This is a genomic window from Novosphingobium sp. MBES04, assembly GCF_000813185.1.
In the GTDB taxonomy this organism is placed as follows: Bacteria; Pseudomonadota; Alphaproteobacteria; order Sphingomonadales; family Sphingomonadaceae; genus Novosphingobium; species Novosphingobium decolorationis.
The window spans coordinates 1,523,152-1,544,759 of record NZ_DF850488.1; the positions used below are offsets into that span (position 1 = coordinate 1,523,152).

General features: G+C 67.3%; 15 protein-coding genes and 1 pseudogene. 6 read left to right on the forward strand and 10 right to left on the reverse strand.

Features of this window, described 5'->3' with window-relative positions:
• Positions 1-4: 4 nt before the first annotated feature.
• From MBENS4_RS06620 to MBENS4_RS24650, 7 genes are all read right to left on the reverse strand, one after another.
• On the reverse strand, positions 5-1,735 hold the full coding sequence (locus MBENS4_RS06620) for a thiamine pyrophosphate-binding protein (protein ID WP_039389582.1): 1,731 nt from the start codon (positions 1,733-1,735) through the stop codon (positions 5-7).
• Positions 1,736-1,883: 148 nt separating this feature from the next.
• Positions 1,884-3,308 carry an aromatic ring-hydroxylating oxygenase subunit alpha gene (locus MBENS4_RS06625; RefSeq protein WP_052322055.1) on the reverse strand — a complete coding sequence of 475 codons (1,425 nt, stop codon included), beginning with the start codon at positions 3,306-3,308 and terminating at the stop codon, positions 1,884-1,886.
• A gap of 20 nt (positions 3,309-3,328) precedes the next feature.
• Positions 3,329-5,170, reverse strand: a complete 1,842-nt coding sequence (locus MBENS4_RS06630) for a flavin-containing monooxygenase (RefSeq protein ID WP_039389588.1) — start codon at positions 5,168-5,170, stop codon at positions 3,329-3,331.
• Positions 5,171-5,310: 140 nt separating this feature from the next.
• Positions 5,311-5,805 carry a nuclear transport factor 2 family protein gene (locus MBENS4_RS06635; RefSeq protein WP_039389590.1) on the reverse strand — a complete coding sequence of 165 codons (495 nt, stop codon included), beginning with the start codon at positions 5,803-5,805 and terminating at the stop codon, positions 5,311-5,313.
• A gap of 18 nt (positions 5,806-5,823) precedes the next feature.
• Positions 5,824-7,560 (reverse strand): FAD-binding protein, encoded by a 1,737-nt coding sequence (locus MBENS4_RS06640; RefSeq protein ID WP_052322056.1) that lies wholly within the window; start codon positions 7,558-7,560, stop codon positions 5,824-5,826.
• Positions 7,557-8,621, reverse strand: a complete 1,065-nt coding sequence (locus MBENS4_RS06645; protein WP_199904418.1) for an FAS1-like dehydratase domain-containing protein — start codon at positions 8,619-8,621, stop codon at positions 7,557-7,559. The genes MBENS4_RS06640 and MBENS4_RS06645 overlap by 4 nt, the downstream gene beginning before the upstream one ends.
• Positions 8,555-10,318 carry a class I adenylate-forming enzyme family protein gene (locus tag MBENS4_RS24650; protein ID WP_084591983.1) on the reverse strand — a complete coding sequence of 588 codons (1,764 nt, stop codon included), beginning with the start codon at positions 10,316-10,318 and terminating at the stop codon, positions 8,555-8,557. The genes MBENS4_RS06645 and MBENS4_RS24650 overlap by 67 nt, the downstream gene beginning before the upstream one ends.
• Positions 10,319-10,482: 164 nt before the next feature.
• On the opposite strand from MBENS4_RS24650, the gene MBENS4_RS06655 reads away from it, so the two are divergent.
• A complete protein-coding gene (locus MBENS4_RS06655; RefSeq protein WP_039389593.1) occupies positions 10,483-11,532 on the forward strand; it encodes an NAD(P)H-dependent amine dehydrogenase family protein in 1,050 nt (349 codons plus the stop codon).
• The gene (locus MBENS4_RS06660) at positions 11,529-11,861 is read left to right on the forward strand and encodes a Rieske (2Fe-2S) protein (RefSeq protein ID WP_039389595.1); all 333 of its coding nucleotides are present in this window, start codon (positions 11,529-11,531) and stop codon (positions 11,859-11,861) included. The genes MBENS4_RS06655 and MBENS4_RS06660 overlap by 4 nt, the downstream gene beginning before the upstream one ends.
• Here the strand turns inward: MBENS4_RS06660 and MBENS4_RS06665 are convergent.
• Positions 11,858-13,081 carry a M24 family metallopeptidase gene (locus tag MBENS4_RS06665; RefSeq protein WP_039389597.1) on the reverse strand — a complete coding sequence of 408 codons (1,224 nt, stop codon included), beginning with the start codon at positions 13,079-13,081 and terminating at the stop codon, positions 11,858-11,860. The two genes, MBENS4_RS06660 and MBENS4_RS06665, sit on opposite strands and share 4 nt — an antisense overlap.
• 299 nt (positions 13,082-13,380) lie before the next feature.
• Here MBENS4_RS06665 and MBENS4_RS06670 point away from each other — a divergent pair, with 299 nt between their 5' ends.
• The 4 genes and pseudogenes from MBENS4_RS06670 to MBENS4_RS06690 all read left to right on the forward strand — a co-directional run bounded on the left by MBENS4_RS06670 (position 13,381) and on the right by MBENS4_RS06690 (position 19,092).
• On the forward strand, positions 13,381-15,843 hold the full coding sequence (locus MBENS4_RS06670; protein ID WP_052322057.1) for a TonB-dependent receptor: 2,463 nt from the start codon (positions 13,381-13,383) through the stop codon (positions 15,841-15,843).
• Positions 15,844-16,114: 271 nt separating this feature from the next.
• Positions 16,115-17,321 (forward strand): annotated as a pseudogene (locus MBENS4_RS06680) (MFS transporter).
• An 11-nt stretch (positions 17,322-17,332) separates the two neighbouring features.
• A complete protein-coding gene (locus tag MBENS4_RS06685) occupies positions 17,333-18,169 on the forward strand; it encodes an alpha/beta fold hydrolase (RefSeq protein ID WP_039389601.1) in 837 nt (278 codons plus the stop codon).
• 29 nt (positions 18,170-18,198) lie between these two features.
• Positions 18,199-19,092, forward strand: coding sequence for a LysR family transcriptional regulator (locus MBENS4_RS06690; RefSeq protein WP_039389602.1), 894 nt, complete (start codon positions 18,199-18,201; stop codon positions 19,090-19,092).
• A 141-nt stretch (positions 19,093-19,233) separates the two neighbouring features.
• Here the strand turns inward: MBENS4_RS06690 and MBENS4_RS23920 are convergent, their stop codons facing one another.
• Together MBENS4_RS23920 and MBENS4_RS06700 are read right to left on the reverse strand one after the other, a co-directional pair.
• Positions 19,234-20,190, reverse strand: coding sequence for an alpha/beta fold hydrolase (locus MBENS4_RS23920; RefSeq protein WP_159108023.1), 957 nt, complete (start codon positions 20,188-20,190; stop codon positions 19,234-19,236).
• Positions 20,191-20,231: 41 nt separating this feature from the next.
• Positions 20,232-21,602, reverse strand: coding sequence for an LLM class flavin-dependent oxidoreductase (locus MBENS4_RS06700; RefSeq protein WP_039389603.1), 1,371 nt, complete (start codon positions 21,600-21,602; stop codon positions 20,232-20,234).
• Positions 21,603-21,608: the final 6 nt, after the last annotated feature.

Sequence of the window (21,608 nt, forward strand, 5' to 3'; positions counted from 1 at the left end):
ATCCTTACTGCGACCCTTCGGCGTACCAGGTCCGGAACTTCTCGTACTTGGGCATCTCTTCGGAGTTCGCCTTGGGGTCGATGCGGACGTGGATCACCGCGCAATTGCCGCTGGCGTAGGCGCGTTCGATGGCCGGCTGGAGATCGGCGATATCCTCCACGAATTCGCCATGGCAGCCGAACCCCTGCGCCATCTTGTCGAGCCGGACCTCGGTGCTCCAGTGCGTACCGATCTCGCTGGTGCCCGGCCCGAAGGTGCGTTTGTAGACGCCAACCTCAAGGCCCCACTGGAAATCGACGCCGACCACACAGACGAGCGGAAGCTTGCAGCGCACCGCGGTTTCCAGTTCGGCGACGTGGAACAGGAACGAGCTGTCCGAGGTGAGCAGCATGCCCGGGCGGCTCTTGCCGGTCGCGGCGCGGTCGGCGAGCATCGCGCCGGTCGCATAGGGCAGCCCGGTGCCGATGTGGCCGTAGTTCTGGTTCCAGATCACGTCGTGGGGTTTGCACTGCGAATAAGTCCACTGGTAGATCACCGTGGCGCCGCCATCGCGGATGAGGATGCCGTCCTTGGGGAAGGCCCTGGTGGCCTCGACCACCATGCGCGAGGTGTGGATGCCGACCTCGCCTCCGCCCGACTTGCTTTCGGTTTCCTTGGCCAGCGCGTCGAGTTCGGCCTTGCCGTCCTTCATGAAGGCTGCAAGCCCCGGCGCGGGATCACGCGGAGTAGCCTCAAGTTCGCGCACAAGCTGGGGCACGACACCCCGCAGGTCGCCCACGAGCGGCACGTCGATCGGGCGGTTGACGCCAATCGCGGTCGGGTCCTGCTCAACGTAGATCCACTTGCGCGTGGCGTTGTTCTTGGCCCACCAGCGCGTGGTACCGTAGTGCAGCGGTTCGCCGATCTCGGTGCCGAGCGCCAGGACGAGATCGCTCGCCTCGACCGCTTCGAGCGAGGCATCGGAGAAGACGTACTGGAAGGTCCGGTCCTCCAGCCCCTCGATATAGGAGGTACCGCCCGAAGTCTGGACGACCGGGCAGTTCATCAGCATCGCAAGGTCCTTCACCGCCGCGCCCATGCGGGTCGTGTGGACGGCGTGGCCCAGGAGCAGGATCGGGTTCTTCGCCTCACCGATGAGCTTTGCCGCCTCGCGCACCTTGTCGATGTCCGCGCCCTGGTTGACGAGGCGGTAGCTGGCGGGCGGCGCGACCTCGGGCAGGTCGAGCTCTTCCAGGATGACGTGGGCCGGATACTCGATGTAGGAGGGGCCTGGACGGCCCGAAAGCGCCTGGCGGATCGCCTCGCGCACGATTTCATCGGTCTGGTCGGCGTACTCGATCGAGCCCGAATACTTCACCGAATCCTCGATCATCGGCTCCTGCCGGACGAACTGGATGCGCCCGCGCCGCACGCGCCGCTCGGTCACGCGCGCGCGCTGACCGCCGAGGAAGATGACGGGCGAGTTCTCGACCCGCGCGCACTGGACCGCGGGCATCATGTTCGCCATGCCCGGCCCCAGCGTGCCGATGCACAGGCCGGGCTTGCCGGTCATGCGGCTCGCGGCCTCAGCCATGAACCCGGCGGCGGCCTCATGGTGCGGGGCCACGACCGTCCAGCCGCGCTTTTCCGCTTCGAGGAAGAGATGCACGAAATTGGGGTCGGGGATGCCAAAGAGCGTGTTGACGCCCTCGGCCTCGAACAGGTCCAGAATGCGCTTGTAGACCGGCGTTCCCATTGTCGTTTCCCTCTTTCCCGAATGTCTCTGCTCTTGCCCGAGTGGGCGAGAGCCCTTGCCTCGACAAGCAGCGGCGGGGCAAAACCGCAGCGACGATGAAGCCTTCCGCGCGTGCGAATTACGCCCCGCCACGGCGATCCCCCGTGCCTCAGTCCTCGAGCAGGCGCGGCGCCCCGCGCCCTATGAAGTTGGCAAGATTGCGGTGCAGGTTGATGACCTTCTGCTCCTGGTGCGGGTTGGGCAAAGGCCCGCGAAAGCCGCTGGACTTCATGCCCTTGTGGACGAACTCCATGTTGGCGAAATCCTGCGCCAGCACCGCACCCCAGTTCTCCCCGGTAGGCTCGGCATAGACCCACTCGGTCTCAGGCTCCTCGCCCTCGGGGAAGCGTTCGAGCGCGTAGCTCTCGAAGATGCACTTGTCGGGATCATCGCCATAGGGACGCACCCTGTAGCACAGCGCGAAGGTCACCCCGTGGAGGATGTTCTGATTGGGAAATAGCCCCCAGGCGAGGCCGGCCTCGGCCATGATCTCGCCTGGGATATCGGGCCAGGTGACGCCGCGCGCGGCATCGTCGGCCCTGGCCGATTTCATCCAGTGCGCGATCACCTCCTGGGGCGTCGCGGTCTCGGGTAGTTCGTCCTTCAAGCGGCTTGCCGCCCTGACCAGCGTCTCGGTGGAGGCCGAGAAGTTCACCGTTTCGTAGTTCTCGCGGATGAGCTCGTAGGTCGAGACACGCGGGTCCAGCCCCGCCTTGCCCGAACGCGTCGTACCCGAACTCTCGCTCATCCGGTAATCGGCCTCGCGCGTGTCGTAGCCCGAGACCGAGTGCAGCCCGAACTGCTTCGAATAGGCGTAGTAATCGCCGTAGCGCAGCAGCTGCGTATGCGTCCCGGCCACGTGGTAGGGTTCGAGGAAGGCCTCGATCGCGACCTTCCAGTTGCAGTCGTAGATCGCCCACTGGCGCCACTTGTAGCGCATCTTCGCAAGCTCGAAGTGGTCGAGGATCTCGCCCGCGCGGCCCATCCACTCCTTCAGGGGCACGCAGTCGGGGTCCATGTTGATGTAGATGTAGCCGCCCCAGGTGTCGACGCGGACCTCGGAAAGGCAGGTCATCTCGGGCGTCAGTTCGTTATGCCAGTCCTGGGGATCGAGGATGAAGGTGTTGGCGCCATCGGTGTCGAAGCTCCAGCCGTGGAAGCCGCAGGTGAAGCTGCGCCGGTCCGATCCGCGCACATCGTGAACCTTGCCCGGCAGCATATCGGGCACCGAGACAAGCTGACGTCCCCGGTGGGGACAGACGTTGTGGAAGGCTTTGAGCGATCCGTCGCCCTTGCGCAGCACGATCACGGATTCGTCCGCGACGTTGTAGGTCAGCCAGTCGCCGGGGTTGGGCAGATCGCTCTCGCGCTCGACCATCTGCCAGACTTTGGGCCAGAGGTGCTTCTTCTCGTCCTCGAGATAGCTGCGCGAGAAGAACGCCTCCGTCGGGTAGGTCACCCGGCGCTCCGCGTCCATGTCCTCCGCCGTGATGTTGCCGGTCGCAAAGCGTTCGGCCGCGCTGTCCTGGCTCATGTTCTTGCCCTTCCGTCTTGCTATTGCGCCTCTTGCGAAATGCGCAGGTCCAGCCCCTCCATCTCGCCCGCCGCGCGCCAATCACCAAGGAAACGGAGGAAGTCGTCCCAGCCCGCGCCCCATGGGCGGAACAGGCCCCACTTGTGCTCCTTGGCGCCTTCGTTGTTGAAGTAGCTGGGAGGGCAGGAATTGAGGAAATCGGACTGGTCGATGGTGGTCGCCTCGAAGTGGGCGACGTAGTCTTCCATGGCCTGTTTCGTGGGCTCGACCCGCTCGGCGCCGCGCCGCAGGGCCTCGCCGATGATCCAGGCGATATGTTCGCCCTGGCGTCCGAACTGCTCGGTGACGGACGCGTTGAGACCGCCCTGAATGTAGCCGATGTAGAACTGGTTGGGGAAGCCGTGGGTCATCGTGCCGTGAAGGGTCAGCGGCCCCTCGCGCCAGTGGTCGTAGAGCGAGCGACCCTGCATGCCCTCGATCCTGTCGATGCCCCAGCGCCGCTCCAGATCGCTGGTGACCTCGAAGCCGCTGGCAAAGATCACGCAGTCGCAGGGGTACTCCGTGCCGTTGGCAACGAAGCCGTTCTCGGTCAGCTTCTGGATGCCGCGTGTTTCCGAAACATCGACCAGCTCCACGTTGGACCGGTTGAAGGCGGGATAGTAGGTGTCGCTTGAAAGCGGCCGCTTGCACATGAAGTAGTAGTAGGGCTTGAGCGCCTCGCCGATGGTGCCGTCCTCGACCAGCGCATCGACACGGCGGCGGAAGCGTTCCATCACGCGGTGGTCCATCTCCGCGCGGCGGGCGAGGTATTCTTCGCTGCCGATCTCGGGCCAGCCTTCCTCGGCGAGTTCGGCGGCGATATTGCGGCTGATCTCGGTCCAGAAATCGCTGACAAGGTCCTCGTCGCCGGGGCCGAAGCTTTCCATCGCGCCGCGTTGAAAATTGGCCTGGCGTGCGGCCTGCCAGCCGGGAGGCTGGCTCTCGAACCAGGTGCGATCGGTGGGGGGATTGGGCCGCGCATCCACCGTCGCAGGGGTGCGCTGGATGACGTAAAGTTTCCTTGCGTACTGCGCAAGGATCGGCACGGCCTGGATCGCGGTGGCCCCGGTGCCGACGATGGCAACGGTCTTGTCGGCCAGGCGGTCCAGTTCGGGCCGCCCCGGCTCGCCGCCGGTATAGCCATAATCCCAGCGCGCGGTGTGAAAGAGCTTGCCCTTGAAGGCGTCGATCCCTTCGAGCGCCGGCAGCTTGGGCATGTTGAGAACGCCGTTCGCCATGATCACGAAGCGCGCCTCGATCCGATCCCCCCGGTTGGTCCCCACCTGCCAGCGCGCGGCGCCCTCGTCCCAGACCAGCGAGGTCACCTGGGTCTGGAATATGGCCTTGTCGGCAAAGCCGAACTGCTCGGCGATCTGGCGGATATAGCCCTGGATCTCCCAGCCATCGGCGAATTTCCTGGACGGGACAAAGCCGGTCTCCTCCAGCAGGGGGAGGTAGCAATAGGCATCGTTGTCGCACTGGATGCCGGGGTAGCGGTTCCAGTACCACACGCCGCCGAAGTCACCTGCCGTGTCGAGCATCAGGAAGTCGGACACGCCCTGACGGGCCAGCTGCACCCCGGCCAGCGTGCCCCCGAACCCGCAGCCCAGCACCACGACATCGGTGCGCCCCGTGATCGGCGGGCGGGGGACGATCTCGACATCGGGATCCTTCGCCACGTCGGGAAGCGCACCTTTGGGCGGGACATAGTCCGCCTGACCGCCCTTGCGCAGCCGCCGCTCGCGTTCCTTCGCGTAGCGCGCGTTCATCGCGGCGACATCGATCTCCGCAATCGGCGGTACGTTGCTCTTGGTCAGTGCCATACGGAATTCCCTTGGCGGCCCCAGGCGGCATGCCGTGAGTGCTTCGCGTCCTCTTGCCTTCTACCGTTCCTGCAGGCCCAAGTGCGCGATGCCTTGCCTGTCTGCGCCTTTATCGCTTGGGCGATAGGCGGCTGGTTGGCTCAGGCCTTGCGCACATAGGTTTCCTCATCCGGTCCCGGCGCGCCCGGAAAGGCACCGTAGTCGGGTGTCGGAACAAGCGGGGCGGACAGGTCGATCGGGCCTCGGTACTTGAAGCTCCAGAACCGCTCGGCAAAGCGCCAGGCGCCGTCTTCCTCGACGTAGCGATCATGATATTGCCCGAAAGTGATGAACTGCGTGCCATCGGGCATCCAGGCAAACTCGGTCATCCCCAGACGCCCGCGCACACCTTCGTCCTCCTCCACCAGGATCGCCTGCCCGGTGACGAGATGGATGCGCGTGCAGCGCCCCAGCAGTTGCCCGCAGCCGGTCTGGATGGCGTCACGACCCTGCATGTCGAGCCCCGCGATCTTCCAGGTACCTGCGCGGCTCCAGCAAGCCGCGAAAACGTCGGCGTCCTGGCGCCAGACCGCATCGGCAAAGCGGGCATGCAGCTGGCGAATGCCGAAATCGGCGGCAATCATGTCGAGAGCCATGGTGTCCCTTCCTCCCGCTCAGGCCGCAGGTTCGACCACGGCGCCCTGCGCCGCGGGCACGGCGGCCGTGGTGTTCAGCCCCGCAGCGTGGCGCGCGGCGATAAAGCCGAAAGTGAGCGAGGGGCCAATGCTCGCGCCTGCGCCTGCATAGACGTTGCCCATGACCGACGCGGTCGAGGTCCCCGTTGCATAAAGCCCTTCGATCACCGAACCATCGGCGCGCAGCACGCGGGCGTGTTCATCGGTGACCGCCCCCCCGTAGGTGCTGACATCGCCCGGCACGACCGGCACCGCGTAGAACGGCGCCTTGGCAATCGTCCCGCGCGAGGGTTCCTCGGAATAAGGATCGCCCACGAAGTGACAGCCGTCGTAGGCCCTCTCGCCGCGTGCAAAATCCTCGTCCCGGCCCTGCCGCACAAAGCCGTTCCAGCGGTCGACCGTGGCCGAAAGCGCCCCGGCATAGACGCCGATGCTGGTGGCGAGCTCGGCGATGGTGTCGGCCTTGTGGAGGTAGCCCGTCTCCAGCCAGCCGGGCGGGATCTTGCGGTCGATGAACGTGTCGGCAACCTTGTACCTGGCCGTGAACTGGGCATCGAAGATGGCCCAGCTGGGCACCGCAGGGACCTCGCGATTGCGGCGCAGCATGGTCTCGCAGTAGAGCTCGTAGGAGCCCCCCTCGTTCATGTAGCGCTGGCCGGTCTGGTCGACGAGAATGGCGTGAGGCTTGCCGGTCAGGCTCTGCGCACCGGGCAGGACATAGGCGTTCTCCAGTCCCGGCGGGATCGTCGCCTGGAAGCCGACCATCTGGTCCATCTGCGCCAGCTGCGCGCCTGCGGCCTCCATCGCGCGGTGCAGATCCCCGGTATCGCCCTCGGGCACGAGGCTCCACTCCGCGCGCGTGCCGGGCATGTAGCGATCGCGCATCTCCTGGTTCTTGCCGAAGCCACCGGCATTCACCAGCACGCCCAGGCGCGCGCCGATACGGCGCGGCGCGGGATCACCGGCAACCTCGACGCCCGTCACCCGGCCTTGCGCGCAGACAAGATCGGTCACCGCGCTGTCGAAGCGGATCTCCACCCCCGCCTCCAGCCCGGCCTTGAACAGGCGCCCCTGCAAGGCCGCACCCGCCGTAGTAAAGGCCCGCCCCAGCAGCTTGTCGCGCACGGTGCGAAGCGCAATGCGCGCCAGCATCTTCTTCGCGTCGGGGTTGGTGCGCGCGTGGCCGACCTTGGCCGCATCGGCCAGGAGTACGTTGAACTCGGCAAAGCCCTTGCGCAGACGCCGGCGCATCGGGCCCAGCTGCTTGGTGTCGAAGGGTTCGGCGACCACGGTCCGGCTCGTCTTGCAGCCGCCGGGAAGCTCGTCGTAGTAGTCGGGCCAGAACTGCGCGCCGCGCCGCAGCCGCACGCCCTTGCTTAGCAGGAAGTCGATGGCCCTGGGGCCATTTTCCAGATAGGCCCGGCGCTTCCCCCGCGAGGTTCCGGGCGCCACCCCGCCATCAAGGTTCTGCAGCGCGTCGAGATAGGTCTCGGCCTGCTCGATCGTGTCCGTCTCACCCTCGGCCAGCATGAAGGGGTTGGCCGGGATCCACATGACCCCGCCCGACTTGGCGGTGGTCCCCCCGGCATAGGCGGTCTTTTCGAGGACCAGCACCGAGTGGCCCGCCGCGCGCATCACCAGCCCCGAGACGAAAGCCCCCGCCCCGCTGCCCACCACGACCCAGTCGTAGGTCTCGTCGAAATCGGGCGCGCTCATTGCGCAGCGCCACCCGGCCTTGCGGGCAGCGCGATCTCGGCACTGCCGGTCGCCATGACCGTGCCCAGCTGGTTTTCCATGCGGTGCTTCACGTGAACAAGGTGTGTGCCGTCCGCCGTGACCGACTTCTCGGTCACTTCGGCGGTCTGGATCGTGATGTCGCCGGTCAGCGCAGGGCCACGGTAGTTGGCGATGGAGTGGACGACGCGCCCATGCTCGCCCGCCCAGCCCGCAAGATAGTCGGTGATCCACGAGCCCATCGAGGCGCCATAGCCATAGCCGCGCGGCATGCCGATCTTGCGCGCCCACTCGGGATTAAGATGCCCGCGCGAGGGGCCGATATAGGCGCCATCGGTCAGTTCGGGATTGACGAGGACCATGTCGGGATCGTTCTCGTAGCCCGCCATCTCGCGGGTGAAGCCCATCGCCTCCAGGTCCTGCTTGCGGAACTTGAAGGCACCCCAGATCGACATGTAGAAGGCGCGCCATTCGGTGGCGAAGCTTGCCAGCGAGTGCGGACCGAAGACGCGCTCGGGCAGGACATCGCCCACTTTCACCTCGTCCCAGTACCTCGGTTTGTGACCCAGATCGTGGAGGCCCTGGATCCAGGTGAACTTGCGCTCTTCCAGCGCCTCCAGCTCGGCCGGGCTCCAGCGCGGGTCCTGCGCATTGCCCGTATCCGTGCTCGCCCCGCCGGCGGCCGCGCTGTAGCGGATTGCGGTGGAGCGCTGCCTGGCGATCTCCTCGCCGTGCTGGTTGGTGTAGATGTTGTCCCCGCGCTGGAAGCACGTCGGCCCGGCAAAGCCGGTGTCCTTGACGGTATAGTCATAAGGCACGCGCAGCACCGAGATGCGATCTCCCGGGCGGATCTGCACGTCATTGAAGAACCATTCGTCGCCCCCGAACAGAAGGTGCGATTCCGGGATACGTCCAACGCAGGCCGGCGCCGCGCCGTGGCCGTCGTCGCAGGCGATGGCAAAGCTCTGCGGCGCGATCAGGCCGCCCCAGCGTCCCTCGCCCGCGAAGTCAGGATCATAATGCAGGCGATTGGGGTAGTGCATCGCGTGCACCCAGCGACGGATGTCGTTCGCCGCGATCGGCTCGCGCAGTTGCGAACTCTCGATCGGTTGCCCGAGGTACTGGTCGATATCGCTGGTGTCGAACGTCTGCGTAGCCAAGCGCCTGCTCCCATCTCTTTGGCCGGGATGGTCGCGATCGGACGCGCGAGGGCAAGGGCACCTTGCCCCTTATCGGTCCGGCGATACCGCATCCCCGACCAGAAGCGCGCGCACCGCGCCCCGGTCGGTCTTGAACGAGACCGTGCGCGGAAGTGCGCCGGCGAAACGCCAGCACGCGGCACGTGCGTTGCCGGAAGATGCGCGCGGACATGGGCGTCCAGCACCCGGACCTCGGGAGGACTCTCCGGATCGCGCGGCACGACAAGCGCGCCGGGCACTTCGTGCAACCGCGCGTCGGGCACGCCGACGACGGCGACCTCGGCGACGTCAGGGTGGGCAAGAAGCACCTGCTCGACCCGCTCGGGTACGATCTTGAAGCCGCCGCGCTGGATCGCCCCGTCGGCGCGCCCGTGAAGGGAGAGAAACCCGTCCGCGTCAAGCAAACCCAGGTCCGAGGTCACGATCCACTCCGGTCCCATGCGCGGCGAAATCACCTCGACCCGGCCCACTTCGCCCGCATCCGCCAGAGCGCCATCCTCCTCGCGACGGATGCGGATTTTCGCCCCGCCGAAGGGGCGCCCGACGCTGGCCGCCTTGTCCGCGCCATAGGTGCGCAGGAGGTCGAGCGAGAGCGCCGTCACCGGGCCGCCGAACTCGGTCGCGCCATACGTCTGCAGCACCGGGATGCCGTAAGTCGCCTCGAAGCGTGCGCGCACATCGGGATCGAGAGGCGCGGCGCCGGTCGAGAAGCTGGCGAGCGAGGCCAGATCCTCGCGCGGGACCTGCGCCTCCAGGATCATCGCCAGTGCGGCCGGGGGACCACCACCTGCCGGGGGCCGGAACTCGACCACGTAATCGCGCCAGGCCGCGACCGAAAAGCGTTCGAGCAGGATCACACGTTCCCCGCGCAGGAACGACATGGCGAGCGAGTAGAGCCCCGAGATGTTGCTGAGCGGAAAGCACAGGAGCGGGGGCGCAGCCGGTCCGGTTCGTGCGTCCGCCAGCGCCTTGGCCTGGCGGACGTAGCCCAGCACGACATCGTAGCCGATCGCGAAGGGCTTGGGCGGGCCGGTCGTGCCACTGGTCAGGATCTCGAGCGCAGGTGCGCGGAGCTCGCACGGCAGAGCGGCCCGTACCTCAGCCCTCGCCCCCACAGCCGCCGCCCCGCCCGGATCGAGCGCAATTCCCACGATACCCGCCGCCGCAAGCGCGCGCAGCACGGCGGGTGCGAAGTCGCCCCGCTCCATCACCAGCGCGGCGACCTCGCACCCGGCAATCTGCGCCGCCAAGGCCTCGGGCGACTGGAACGGATAGAGCATGCGCACGCGCCGTTGCTGCGCCAGAAGCGGGAGGAACGCAGCCAGCGAGGCGGGCGAATTGCGCGGCGCAAAGGCGACCGGAGCCCCGGGCGGCACACCTGCCGCGTCCAGCGCAGCCTCCACCCCCGAGGCGACGGCGCGGATCTGCGCCCAACGGGTCCAGTGCCCTTCAAAGCGCACGGCCGGGCCGTCCTGCGCAAGCGTCTGGCGGCACAGCGCGGCGAGGTCTTCGGCGTTCGTGGCGGTGCGGGCCATGGTCATGGTGCAAGGATGAGCCCGGTACCCTGCTCTTGGAAAGTCGCAGCCCCCTCCCCGGCCCAAGCATCGCCACGGCGTTTCGTCTCCCGCCCCGTCGCCGTCAGGATCGCGCCCACACGACACGCGGGGAGCCCACAGCACCCGCGGCGAACCGGGAGACGATCACGATGGCCCCCCTCAAGGTGGTGCAATGGACCACGGGCAAGGTCGGCACCTGCGCCCTGCGCGCAATCCTCGACGATCCGCGCCTTCAACTCGTCGGGCTCTACGCCCATTCGCCCGGCAAGGTCGGCGAGGACGCCGGTGCGCTGTGCCAGCGCCCGCCATGCGGGATCGCCGCCACCAGCGATGTCGCGGCGCTCATCGCGCTCGCGCCCGATGCGGTCGTCTACACGCCCTTCCTCGCCGATCTCGATCATCTGGAGCGGCTGCTGCGCGCCGGGATCAATGTCGTGAGCACCAACCTCCTCCTCAACTGCGGCGGCCTGACAGGCGCGGTGGAGGAGCGGCTGGAGGCCGCCTGCCGCGAGGGGGAAAGCTCGCTGCTCATCAGCGGGGTCAACCCGGGCTGGATCAACCAGGTTGCCGCCGGTCTCACGGCCGCGTGCCGCCGTGTCGAGAGCGTCACCATCTCGGAATCGACCGATGTCTCGAACTACGCCTCGAAGGAGACCTGGGAGGCGCTGGGCATCTCGCGCGCCGAGGCCGATGCCCCGGTGATGCAGGCCGCACAGGGGGCCATGGTGTCCTTTCGCGATGCGGCCGCGCGATTGGCCGGCGCCCTCGGCCTCAGACTCGATACGATGGAGTTCGAGATCGCCCACGCCCCCGCCGCACGGGACGTGGACCTGGGCTTCATGCAGATCCCCAAGGGCACCTACGGCGCGCTGCGTTCCGCCTGGAACGGGCGGATCGGCGACGCGCAAGTCGTGCGCATCGAGGTGGCCTGGTATCTGACCGAGGAATTGGAGGAGGCCTGGACCTTCGATGCCGACCACTACCACGTCACGGTGCGCGGCGAGCCCGATGTCGAGATGCGCGTACGCTTCGTCGCGCCAGACTGGCAGGGGAGCGACTGGAGCGTGCTGACCGCCCTGCCCGCCGTCAACGCGCTGCCCCACCTCGTCGCCGCGCGCCCGGGTATCCTGGGCCTTGAGGACGTGGGCCTCGTCACCGCGCCGGTGGGCGCCTGGCGTTCCGGACGCGCCCCCGAATGAGCACGCCCGCACGCCTGTGGCCTGCCGGCCTTGCCGAGGATGTACCCGAAGACGGCACGCGGCTCGTGCGGATCGGCGAGCCGGCGCGACCCGTCCTCTTGTGCCGTTCGGGCGGGCATATCCACGCGATCTCGCCCTGGTGCAGCCACGCCGAGCAGGAGCTGGCCTGCGGCCTCGTGCGCGAAGGGTGGATCGCCTGCCCCGCGCACGGCGCGCGCTTCGATCTTGCCAGCGGCGAGCCGCGCAATCCCCCGGCCCGCGTCCCGCTTGCCACCTACCCGGTGCAGGTGGAGGAGGCACGGTCTTCGTCGCGCTCTAACTCGGGCTAAATCCGGATGAAGGGCTCGTCGCGGCGGTTGAGTGGCTCGCAGCCATCCTCGGTGACAAGCCAGAGATCTTCCAGGTGCACATTGCCCGTCGCATCAAGATGCAGCACCGGGCAATCGACGCTGAGCACCATGTTCGCCTCGATCAGGTGGTCGTCCTTGCGAAAGTGCAGGCTGTCATCGGCATAGGCCTCGTCGGTGTGGAACAGGCCCACGCTGTGCGCGGCGCAGGGAATCGCGATCTCGTAGCCCGCGCGCGCGACCGCCTCCTGGCCGATCCGGCGTACATCGGAATAGCGCAGCCCCGGCTTCAGGGCCTGCGCGATGGCGTCATTGGCGCATTGCGCGGCCTCGACCATGTGCATCACGACCGGATCGGGCTCCCCCACGAAGACGGTGCGGCCATAGTCGCCATGGTAGCCCGCGTAGTGGCTGACCGCATCGATCTGGAAGCTGCGGCCCTCGCGCAGCACCCCGTCGCGCTTGCGCATCGTCATGCTGTCGGTCGAGATGAACAGCGGGATCCCGCCACGCTTTCCGGTCTCGGCAAAGAAGGCGAGGCGCATGTCCTCATAGGTGCTGCCCGCCCCCATCTGCTGGATCGCCGCGCGCGCCGCATCGGCGTTGTTCTGCGCGGCATGGCGCATGAGCTCGATCTCGCGCGGGGACTTGATCATGCGGATGCGGCGCAGGAAGGGCGCGGCCGGACGATACGCAAGGCGCTCGCCCAGGATCGCATCGATCATCGGGGAATCGGTAGCAATGGTTCCGTGCGTTCCGGCCAGCACGTCGCGCAGCGCGCTCGCCGCGTCGGGATAGGGACGGTGGCGCTGCAAGGTCGCGCGCGTGGTCTCCTGGCTCAGGGCATCGAGCGTGTCGGGACGGCCTCCCGGAGGCGCGGAAAGGAAGATCGGCGGGGCAGCATCGCCCTCCAGCCCATCGGGCGCCGTAAACAGGCGAATGTCGAGCGCGCCTCCCTCCACCGGCGCCTCCACGTCGTGCAGGTAGTGGATGAACTGGCTGGTGATGAGGGTAACGCAGGCGTGCGTATCAGCCGGGACGATGGCAAAGGCCGCGCCCGCCTGCCCCATCGCCACGGTCTGCGGCCAGAAGCCGGTGGCCTGGTAGATGTTCGTGGGATCGCTCAGCACCAGCGCAGAGACCTCGGCGGCCTCCAGGCAGCCGTGCGCGACGTCGCGGTTGAGGAGGGGCTGTAATGGCATGGCGGCGGCTTTTCCCGAAGTGTCTGTTCTGGCGTTCAGCCGGCACAGGAGCATGGCACATGCCATCTGCGCCAATCAGGAATCCTTGGTGGCGATAAGGGCTTCTGATTTCAGCCGTTCCGGGCGCGGTGATACGAGTCGCGGCAACGGGTGGACACCAGATGACGGCAGCCCGCCACGAGGGAAGACAACCAGAACACAGAAACGGGCCGTCATCGCCGAAAACAGGGATCGTGCCGGAGCGCCCGCCCGCGAGGCAGGCGCCAGCAAGTCGGCACGGCGAAAATGGGGAATCAAGCATGACCAGCATTCTGGGGGCCCGCCGGGCACTCCTTCTGTCTTCTGCGCCTTTCGTGTACCTTGCCCTTGCCACGGGCACCGCCCAGGCCCAGAGCGCCGCCAGTGCAGTCAGTGCGCCGAGCGATGAAATCCTGGTGACTGCCCGCAAGCGCGGCGAGGACATCCTCAAGACCCCGATCTCGGTCACCGCGCTCACCTCCGAGGCGATCGAGGCGCGCGGCATCCAGTCGATCAACGACCTCTCCGACTACACCCCCAGCCTCAAGATCGTGACCAGCTCGTCGGGCCGCAACGACCGCTCGTTCCAGCAGATCATCGTGCGCGGCTTCACGCCGTCCAGCTCGCTCATCCAGACCACCTCGATGTTCATCGACGGCGTGCCGATCTCCAGCTCGACGGGCCTGCAGACCATCGCCAGCCCCGAGCGCATCGAAGTCCTCAAAGGCCCGCAGAGCGCCTACTTCGGCCGCCAGACCTTTGCCGGCGCCGTCAACGTCGTCACCAAGACCGCGCCCGACTACCTCGAAGCCAGCGTCACCGGCATGATCGGCACGCGCGAAAACCACGAACTCAAGGCCTCCATCGGCGGCCCGCTGATCGAGGGGCTCGTCGGCTTCCGCGCGAGCGTGCAGGAAACCGCACGCGGCGGCTCGTGGGAGAACCAGGGCGTTCCCGGCCAGATGCTGGGTGACCAGCGCACCCGCGCAGGCACGCTGGCGGTCGAGTTCACGCCCGCGCCCAACTTCACCGCCAAAGTCTTCGGCCTCATTTCCGAGAACGACGACGGCCCCAACGCCACCGGCTTCCTCTCGGCCTACGAGCTGCGCGATCCCAGCGGCGCGGTGATCGTGCCCGACAGCTCGAACTGCGCCTTCGGCTCCAACCCGTACTTCTGCGGCACCCTGCCCGGCCTTCCGGCCGGCACGCCCTCGACCAACACCGTCGACACGCCCTACATCCAGGACTTCCTCGCCAATCCGCAAGGGCGCGTGATCGATCCCAAGAACGGCCCGGACGGCTATGGCCTCCTCGCGCGCTTCTACCACCTGCACATGGCGCTCGACTGGGACGTGGGCAGCGGCGTCACGCTCTCCTCGCTGACGGGCTACAACAACGAGCGCCGCAGCCAGCTCTCGGACCTCGACCTCTACTACAACACCACGATCCCCAATTCCTCGAACGATCCGGGCGCGCGGGACTTCTACGACTACCCCTACCTCGTCGAAGCCGTGCTCAAGGACTTCTCACAGGAAGTGCGCGCGAGCTACGATGACGGCGGCCCGTTCACCGCGACCGTGGGCGGCAGCTACCTCAACGCAACCTACCACGGCGCGGGCGGCGGCAGCCCGGGGGCGCTTGGCACGCGGCGCTTCTCGATCGTGAGCGGCAAGACCCGCAACCGCACCTTCGGTGCCTTCTTCGGCCTGGGCTACGAGATCACGCCCGAGCTCTCGATCAACGTCGACGGGCGCTACCAGATCGACACGATGTACGCCTACGCCCAGCCGACCGGCATCACCATCGCGTCCGACGCCTTTGCGCCTGAGGGCTACTACGAGGGCGGCTCGCTGCTCGCCAAGGAGACCTACCGCAACTTCACCCCGCGCGTGATCGTCAACTACGACGTCACGCCCGAGATGATGGTCTATGCCTCCTATTCGCGCGGCGTGAACCCGGCGGCCTTCAACACCGTGTTCCTCTCCAACCTCAGCGCGCAGGCGCAGCAGCTTGCCGCCGATGCGGGCCTGCGTGTGGCGGTCGAGCCCGAAACGCTCGACAACTTCGAGATCGGCGCCAAGGGCCGCCTGTTCGGCAATCGCCTGCGCTATTCGCTCGCAGCCTGGTACGGCATCTGGGACAACCAGCTCAACGCCAACGTCCTCAACCTCATCGATCCCGCGGACGATCAGGTCTACAACCTGCAGGCCCAGCTCAACACCGGCAAGGTCGACATGTACGGCGTGGAGGCCGAGCTTTCGTTCGCCGTGGACGAGCACCTGACGCTGGGCGCCAACGGCTCGTACAACGACAGCGACATCCAGGAGCTGAGCGCGCCGACGGTGACCGGCCTCACCGGCATCACCGACTTCAGCGGCAAGCACAACCCGCTTGCCTCGCGCTACTCGGCGTCGGCCTCGGTGGACTACCGCAGGCCCGTCGGCAAGGACGTGGAAGCTTTCGCGCGCGCTGACTTCACCTACAAGTCGGGGGTCTACACCAACGCCTCGAACCTGACCAAGACGCCCGACATGACCCAGGTCAACGTGCGTCTGGGCTTTGGCAACGACAGCTTCCGCCTCGAAGGCTTCGTCACCAACCTGTTCAACAACAAGGCCTATCCCAACGCGATCGACTTCTCGCTGCTGGACAGCACGAGCCAGTATCTGGCCGCCAACGCCGGTGTCGCGGTCGCGCTTCGCGAACTGCGCACTTTCGGCCTGCGCAGCACGGTCAACTTCTGACCCCTCGCGTGGCGGGCGCTCCGATGCGAGCGCCCGCCACGGCTTTTTTCGACATTCTCAAGCGGTTTGCCCCCGGCCGCGTGACCGTTCCCCGGATAACCGGACCGCGCCCGAAGGCCCTGCGACCCGCCCGCCTATACTCGCGCCCCAGGGGGAAATCGCCATGCACACGACCGACCGGGAAGGCCCCGCGCCCACCGGCCCGCTTCTGGCCTGGATCACCGTTGCCACGTTGTTCCTGGCCCAGGTCATCTCGACCATCGACCGCGGCATGCTCGCGCTCGTCGTCGACCCCGTCCGCGCCGACCTGGGCATCTCCGAGATGCAGATCGCGCTACTCCAGGGCTTTGCCTTCTCGATCTTCTACGTGACCGTGGGCCTGCCGCTCGGTGCCGTCGCGGACAGGGTCAACCGCCGCAAGCTGCTCATCGCGGGGATCGTGGTGTGGAGCCTCGCCACCATCGCGGGCGGGCTTGCCGAAGGCTTTGGCGCGATGTTCGCCTCGCGCCTGTTCATCGGCGTGGGCGAGGCGGTCCTCGGCCCGTGCGCGGTCACCATGATCGGCGATCTCTTCCCCCCTGAGCGGCGCGGGCGCGATGGCGCTCTACGTCTTTGGCAGCATGATCGCCTATGGCCTGGGCTCGCTCATCAGCGGGCTCATCCTCGAGGCGGCTCCGCGCGGCCTCTTTGCTGGCCTGCCCCTCATCGGCGGGCTTGCCCCCTGGCGTCTCACCTTCATCCTCGTCGGGGCGAGCGGCGCGGTCATCCTGCTCCTTCTCCTGGCCCTGCGCGAGCCGCCCCGGCGCGCCGACACGCCCACAGGTCAGCCTCAGACCGGCACGCTTTCCTTTGCCGAGGGCCTTCGCGCCATGGCGGCCCGTGCGCGCGTCTTCGTGTGCTACTATGGCGCGCTCGCCCTCTTCGCGGTCGGCGGATCGGTCGCAACCATGTGGGGTGCGGTGTTCCTGACCCGCGCGTATGGCCTCGACATCGGCACGGCCGGACAGAGCCTTGGCACCGGGCAGATCGTCTGGGCGGTCCTCGGCGCGGCGCTTGCGGGTGTCGTGGTCGACAAGGTGGGCGCACGGGGCGGGGCCGCGCTGCGCATGCGCCTTGCTGCAACGCTGACGCTCCTCGCCATCCCTTCGGCCCTGCCCGTCCTTGCCGGAAACGTCACGCTCGCCACGCTGCTGCTGGGCGCGATCATGGGCGTCATGGCTCTCTACGGCACGGCCATGCTCGCCATCCTCTCCGAGATCGCTCCGCCCTCGCTGCGCGGCTTCGCGGTCGCGCTCTATGCCTTCGTGATGACGCTGATCGGTGCCTCGCTCGGTCCCATCGCCGTGGCCGGACTGACCGAGAACGTCTTTGCCGATCCGGCCCAGGTCGGATGGTCGATGGCCATCGTGGGTACCTGTGCCCTTGGCCTTTCCGCCGTGCTTGCCTTCGTAGCCGCCGGTGCCATTGCCCGCGAATAGGAGACCCTCGCATGAGTACGATCTCGCGTGGCTACGCGCCCGGACCCTATGGCCAGCTGCACTACCGCATCGCCCCCTATAGTGGGTCAGATGGAGAGGAAAGCGGCCCACCGCTCCTGTGCCTGCACCAGACCCCCTCGCACTCGGCCGACTGGCTTTCGATCATGCAGCCGCTGGCAAAGGGCCGCACCGTCATTGCGCTCGACACGCCCGGCTACGGCATGAGCGACGGGCCCGATGCCCCCACCACGATCGAGGACTACGCCGCCACCGCCGATACCTTCATGGCCCGGCTGGCCCAGGACGGTGTGCTGCCCGCCGACACGCAGAGCTACGATGTCATGGGCTTCCACACCGGATCGCTGGTCGCCACCGAACTGGCACAAAGCCGGCCCGAACGTGTGCGCCGGGTGGTTGTCTTCGGCCTGGCCGCGTACCCCGAGGATATACGCCAGACCAAGCTCGCGAACCTGCGCGGCGCCTTTCCCGAGCCCGGCCCTGACCTTGCCCATGTCGAGAAGCTCTGGGCGATCATCGGCACGCTCTCGGACCCGCGCATTACCTGGGAAGAGCGCCACGTCAGCATGGCCGAATGCCTGCGTCTGGGATCGCGCATGCCCTGGGGCTACGTCGCGGTCTACCGTTACGACTTCCTGGGCGCGATGGCCAAGGTCGGCCAGCCAGTCCTGGTGATGAACCCCGAGGACGACCTGTGGGAGGTCACCCGGCGCACGTCGCATCTCTTCGCGAACGGCCAGCGCGTCGACATGCCCGGCGTCGCCCACGGCGTGCTCAAGCTGGAAACCGACCGCGTGGTCGAGACGATCACCGGCTTCCTCGATCCCTGATGCACACCTGACCGAAAGGCCCCGAACGCGTGAACCTGATCCAGCTCAAGCGCATGATCGCGATCTACGAAAGCGGCAGCCTGCGCAAGGCGTCCAAGGAGATCGGGATCACGCAGCCCGCCCTCACCCTTTCGATCAAGCAGCTCGAGGAGGAGTTCAACACCACCCTCTTCGAGCGCGGCCCCTCGGGCGTGCGCCCCACCGAAATGTGCGAGAAGCTGGTGCGCCGCGCGCGCCTGATGTTGGCCGAAGAACGCCGCATCGTCGCCGAACTGACCGAGGCCGACCGCCACCCGCGCATCGCCATGGGCCTGTACCCGATCCTCGTTTCGGAATGGCTGACGCAGACGCTGCGCGCCTTCATCGAACAGAGCGTGCCGGTCGACCTGCGCGTGCGTGATGGCTACACGACCCAGCTTCTCGAAAGACTGTCCGCGGGTGATCTCGATTTCGCTTTCTGCGGGCTGCCCCCCGATTTCGAGGACAAGGCCTTCGACTTCGAACCGCTGTTTCGCCGCGACTACGCCATCGTCGCGCGCGCCGACCATCCGGTCTTTGACGACGCGAGCACCGTCGATCCACGCAGCTTCGTGTGGTCACAGCTGAGCGCCTACGACACGCTCGACCCCTTCGAGACGAGCGAATTTGCCGACGCCATGGCCCGCTTCGGCTACCACCCGGATTGCCGCACGGTGCGCGTCTCCTCGGCGGCGCTGCACCGCTCGCTGATCCTCGATGGCGGGATGCTGGGCATGATCGGCTGCGATGCGGTGGACGGCGAACTGGAAGACGGCACGCTGCGCCGCGTGGGCGGATCGGCGATCCCCGCCCCGGCCTTCGGCTTCGTGACTCTGAAGGACCGGTACGAAACCCGCATGGTGCGCCAGCTCAAGGCCGTCATCCGCCGGTCCTGCGAGGGTTAGGAGACAAGAAGAGAAATCCGAGGGCCATCGCCCTCGGGCTCCCCAAACGGGCGAGCTCACCAGTCTCGGCCACGGTGGCGCGAGAGCCCTGAGGGTGCCCGTTTTGGGGTCAAGGGGCGATGGCCCCTTGAAAAATTCTTCCTACTGGAACCTGGACAGAAAGCCCTCCAGCACCCGAGCCGTCCCTTCCGGGTTGTCCTGCATGACGAAGGCGCCGGCCTTCTCGACCACCTCGGTCCGCCCGTCCTGCAACGCGGCCTCGGCGGTGGCGCGGAACTTGATGTAGGCCTTGTCGAATTCGCCGTAGACCATGAGCGTAGGCACCGGGATACGCGGCATGGTGCCGACGATATCGGTGATCGCAACGCCGCGTTCGCTCGGCTGGATCCAGTGCCCGGCGGCCTTGCGGCTGAGGATGCCTTCCTGGTTGATGGGCCCGGTGTTCACGATCCCGAAGATCTGCGTCAGCAGTTCGGGCGGAGTAGGCACCGGGTCGCCGTTGGCATCGAACAGGTCCTTCTGGCCTTCATCGACAATCGTGTGGATCTGTTCGAGCGAGCGTTTGCCACCCAGCGCGCAGGAAACCAGCGCAAGCGAGCGCACCCGCTCGGGCCAGAACGCAGCGAGCGGGACGGCCAGGCACCCGCCCAGCGACGTGCCGATGAGGTCGACCTTATCGAAACCCATCTCGTCGAACGCCCCGACAAGAAGCGCGGCGGTCTCACCCAGGCTCTGGATATAGGGCGGCGCGCCGTCCCAGCGCGAGCCGCCGTGGCCGGGAAGGTCGAAGGCGATGACCTGCCGCCCCCTGGCCAGAAGCGGGGCGACATGGCGCCAGTCCGACAGCCATCCGCCCAGCTTGTGCAGCAGGACCACCGGCGGAACACCGGGCACCGCCTCGCCCACCACCGCATAGTGCAGGACGCCGCCTGCCCGGCGCAAGGTACCCGTGCGCGTCCACTCCCCCGGGAACGGCAGGTCCGGTGTCGCGCTTGCGGCGGCCGCGCCCGTCGCGGCGGAGACGGCGCGCGTTCCGGCAAGCGCGGATGCGGCGGCCAGAAGGCCAGCGCCCCGGCCCAGGTTTCGACGGCTGATCATGGCGGCTTCACTCCCCTTGAAATGCATCTTTCGAAGGCCCCTCAGGCCCACATGCGCGGCTCGCGGCCCAGCGCCGGATCGGCGACAAAGGCGTTTTCCGGGACCGGTAGCCCCAGATTCTCGCGCAAGGTCCCGCCTTTGTACTCGGTGCGGAACAGGCCCCGGCGCTGGAGGATCGGAATGACCTCGTCGACGAAGTCCTCCAGCCCGCCCGGCAGGTAGTTGGGCGAGAGCGAAAAGCCGTCCGCGCCCCCCTTGCTAAACCAGTCCTCGCACAGGTCCGCCACCTGTTCGGGCGTCCCCGCGAACGAGAAGCTCGCGCGCGAGACCACCACGCGGCGCGCCAGCACGCCAATCGGCAGATCCTCCTCGCGGGCCATGCGCACGATCGATTCCTGCACCCACTTGCCCCCGTTTGTCTCCGGGATCTCGGGCAGGCGATCATCAGGCGAGAGATGCGAGAGGTCGACGCCCAGCTGGAGCGAGAGCGTGCGCAGCGCCAGCGCCTCGGGCACGAGGTCGAGCAGTTCGGCCTCGGCGCGGCGCGCCTCTTGCTCGGTGGAGCGCACGAGGAACTGAACAGACGGGATCACCTTCACATGATCGGGGTTGCGCCCGAAGAGGGCGGCCCGCCGCTTCATGTCGGTGTAGAATTCGCGCGCCACCTCCAGCGAACGGGCGGCGGTGAAGATGAGATCGGCGGTGCGCGCGGCGAGCGCACGGCCGGCTTCCGATCCGCCCGCCTGAACGATGATCGGGTGTCCTTGCGGCGGACGCGCGACGTTGAGGGGCCCTGCCACCTTGAAGAACTCGCCCTCGTGCGCAAGTTCATGGACCTTGTCGGGATCGAAGTAGCGCGCGTTTTCCCGGTCGCGCAGCAGCGCACCGTCTTCCCAGCTGTCCCACAAGGTCTTCACGACATCGACGAATTCCTCCGCACGCGCGTAGCGCCCGGCATGGTCCATGTTGGCATCGCGCCCGAAGTTGCGCGCCTCGCCATCGCTCGCCGAGGTCACCACGTTCCAGCCCGCGCGCCCTTTGGACAAATGGTCGAGCGAGGCGTAACGCCGCGCGATGTTGTAGGGCTCGTTGTAGGTGGTCGAGGCCGTGGCGATGAGGCCGATGTTCTGCGTCACCACCGCCAGCGCGCCCAGCAGCGTGGTCGGCTCCAGCTTGCCTGCATAGTCCGTTGCGGCAAAGGCCTCCTTGCCCGAGATCGAGGGAAAACCGACACTGTCGCCCGAGAAGTAGCAGTGCATCTTGCCGCGCTCGGCGGTCTGGGCGAGGTGCGCGTAGTGGGCAAAGTCGTGCTGGTCCACGGCAGGCGCGCCCGGCCAGCGCCAGCCACCTGGATGCGCGCCGCTGTTGTGGATGAAGGTTGCCAGGATCATCTGGCGCTGTGTTTGGGACATGAACAG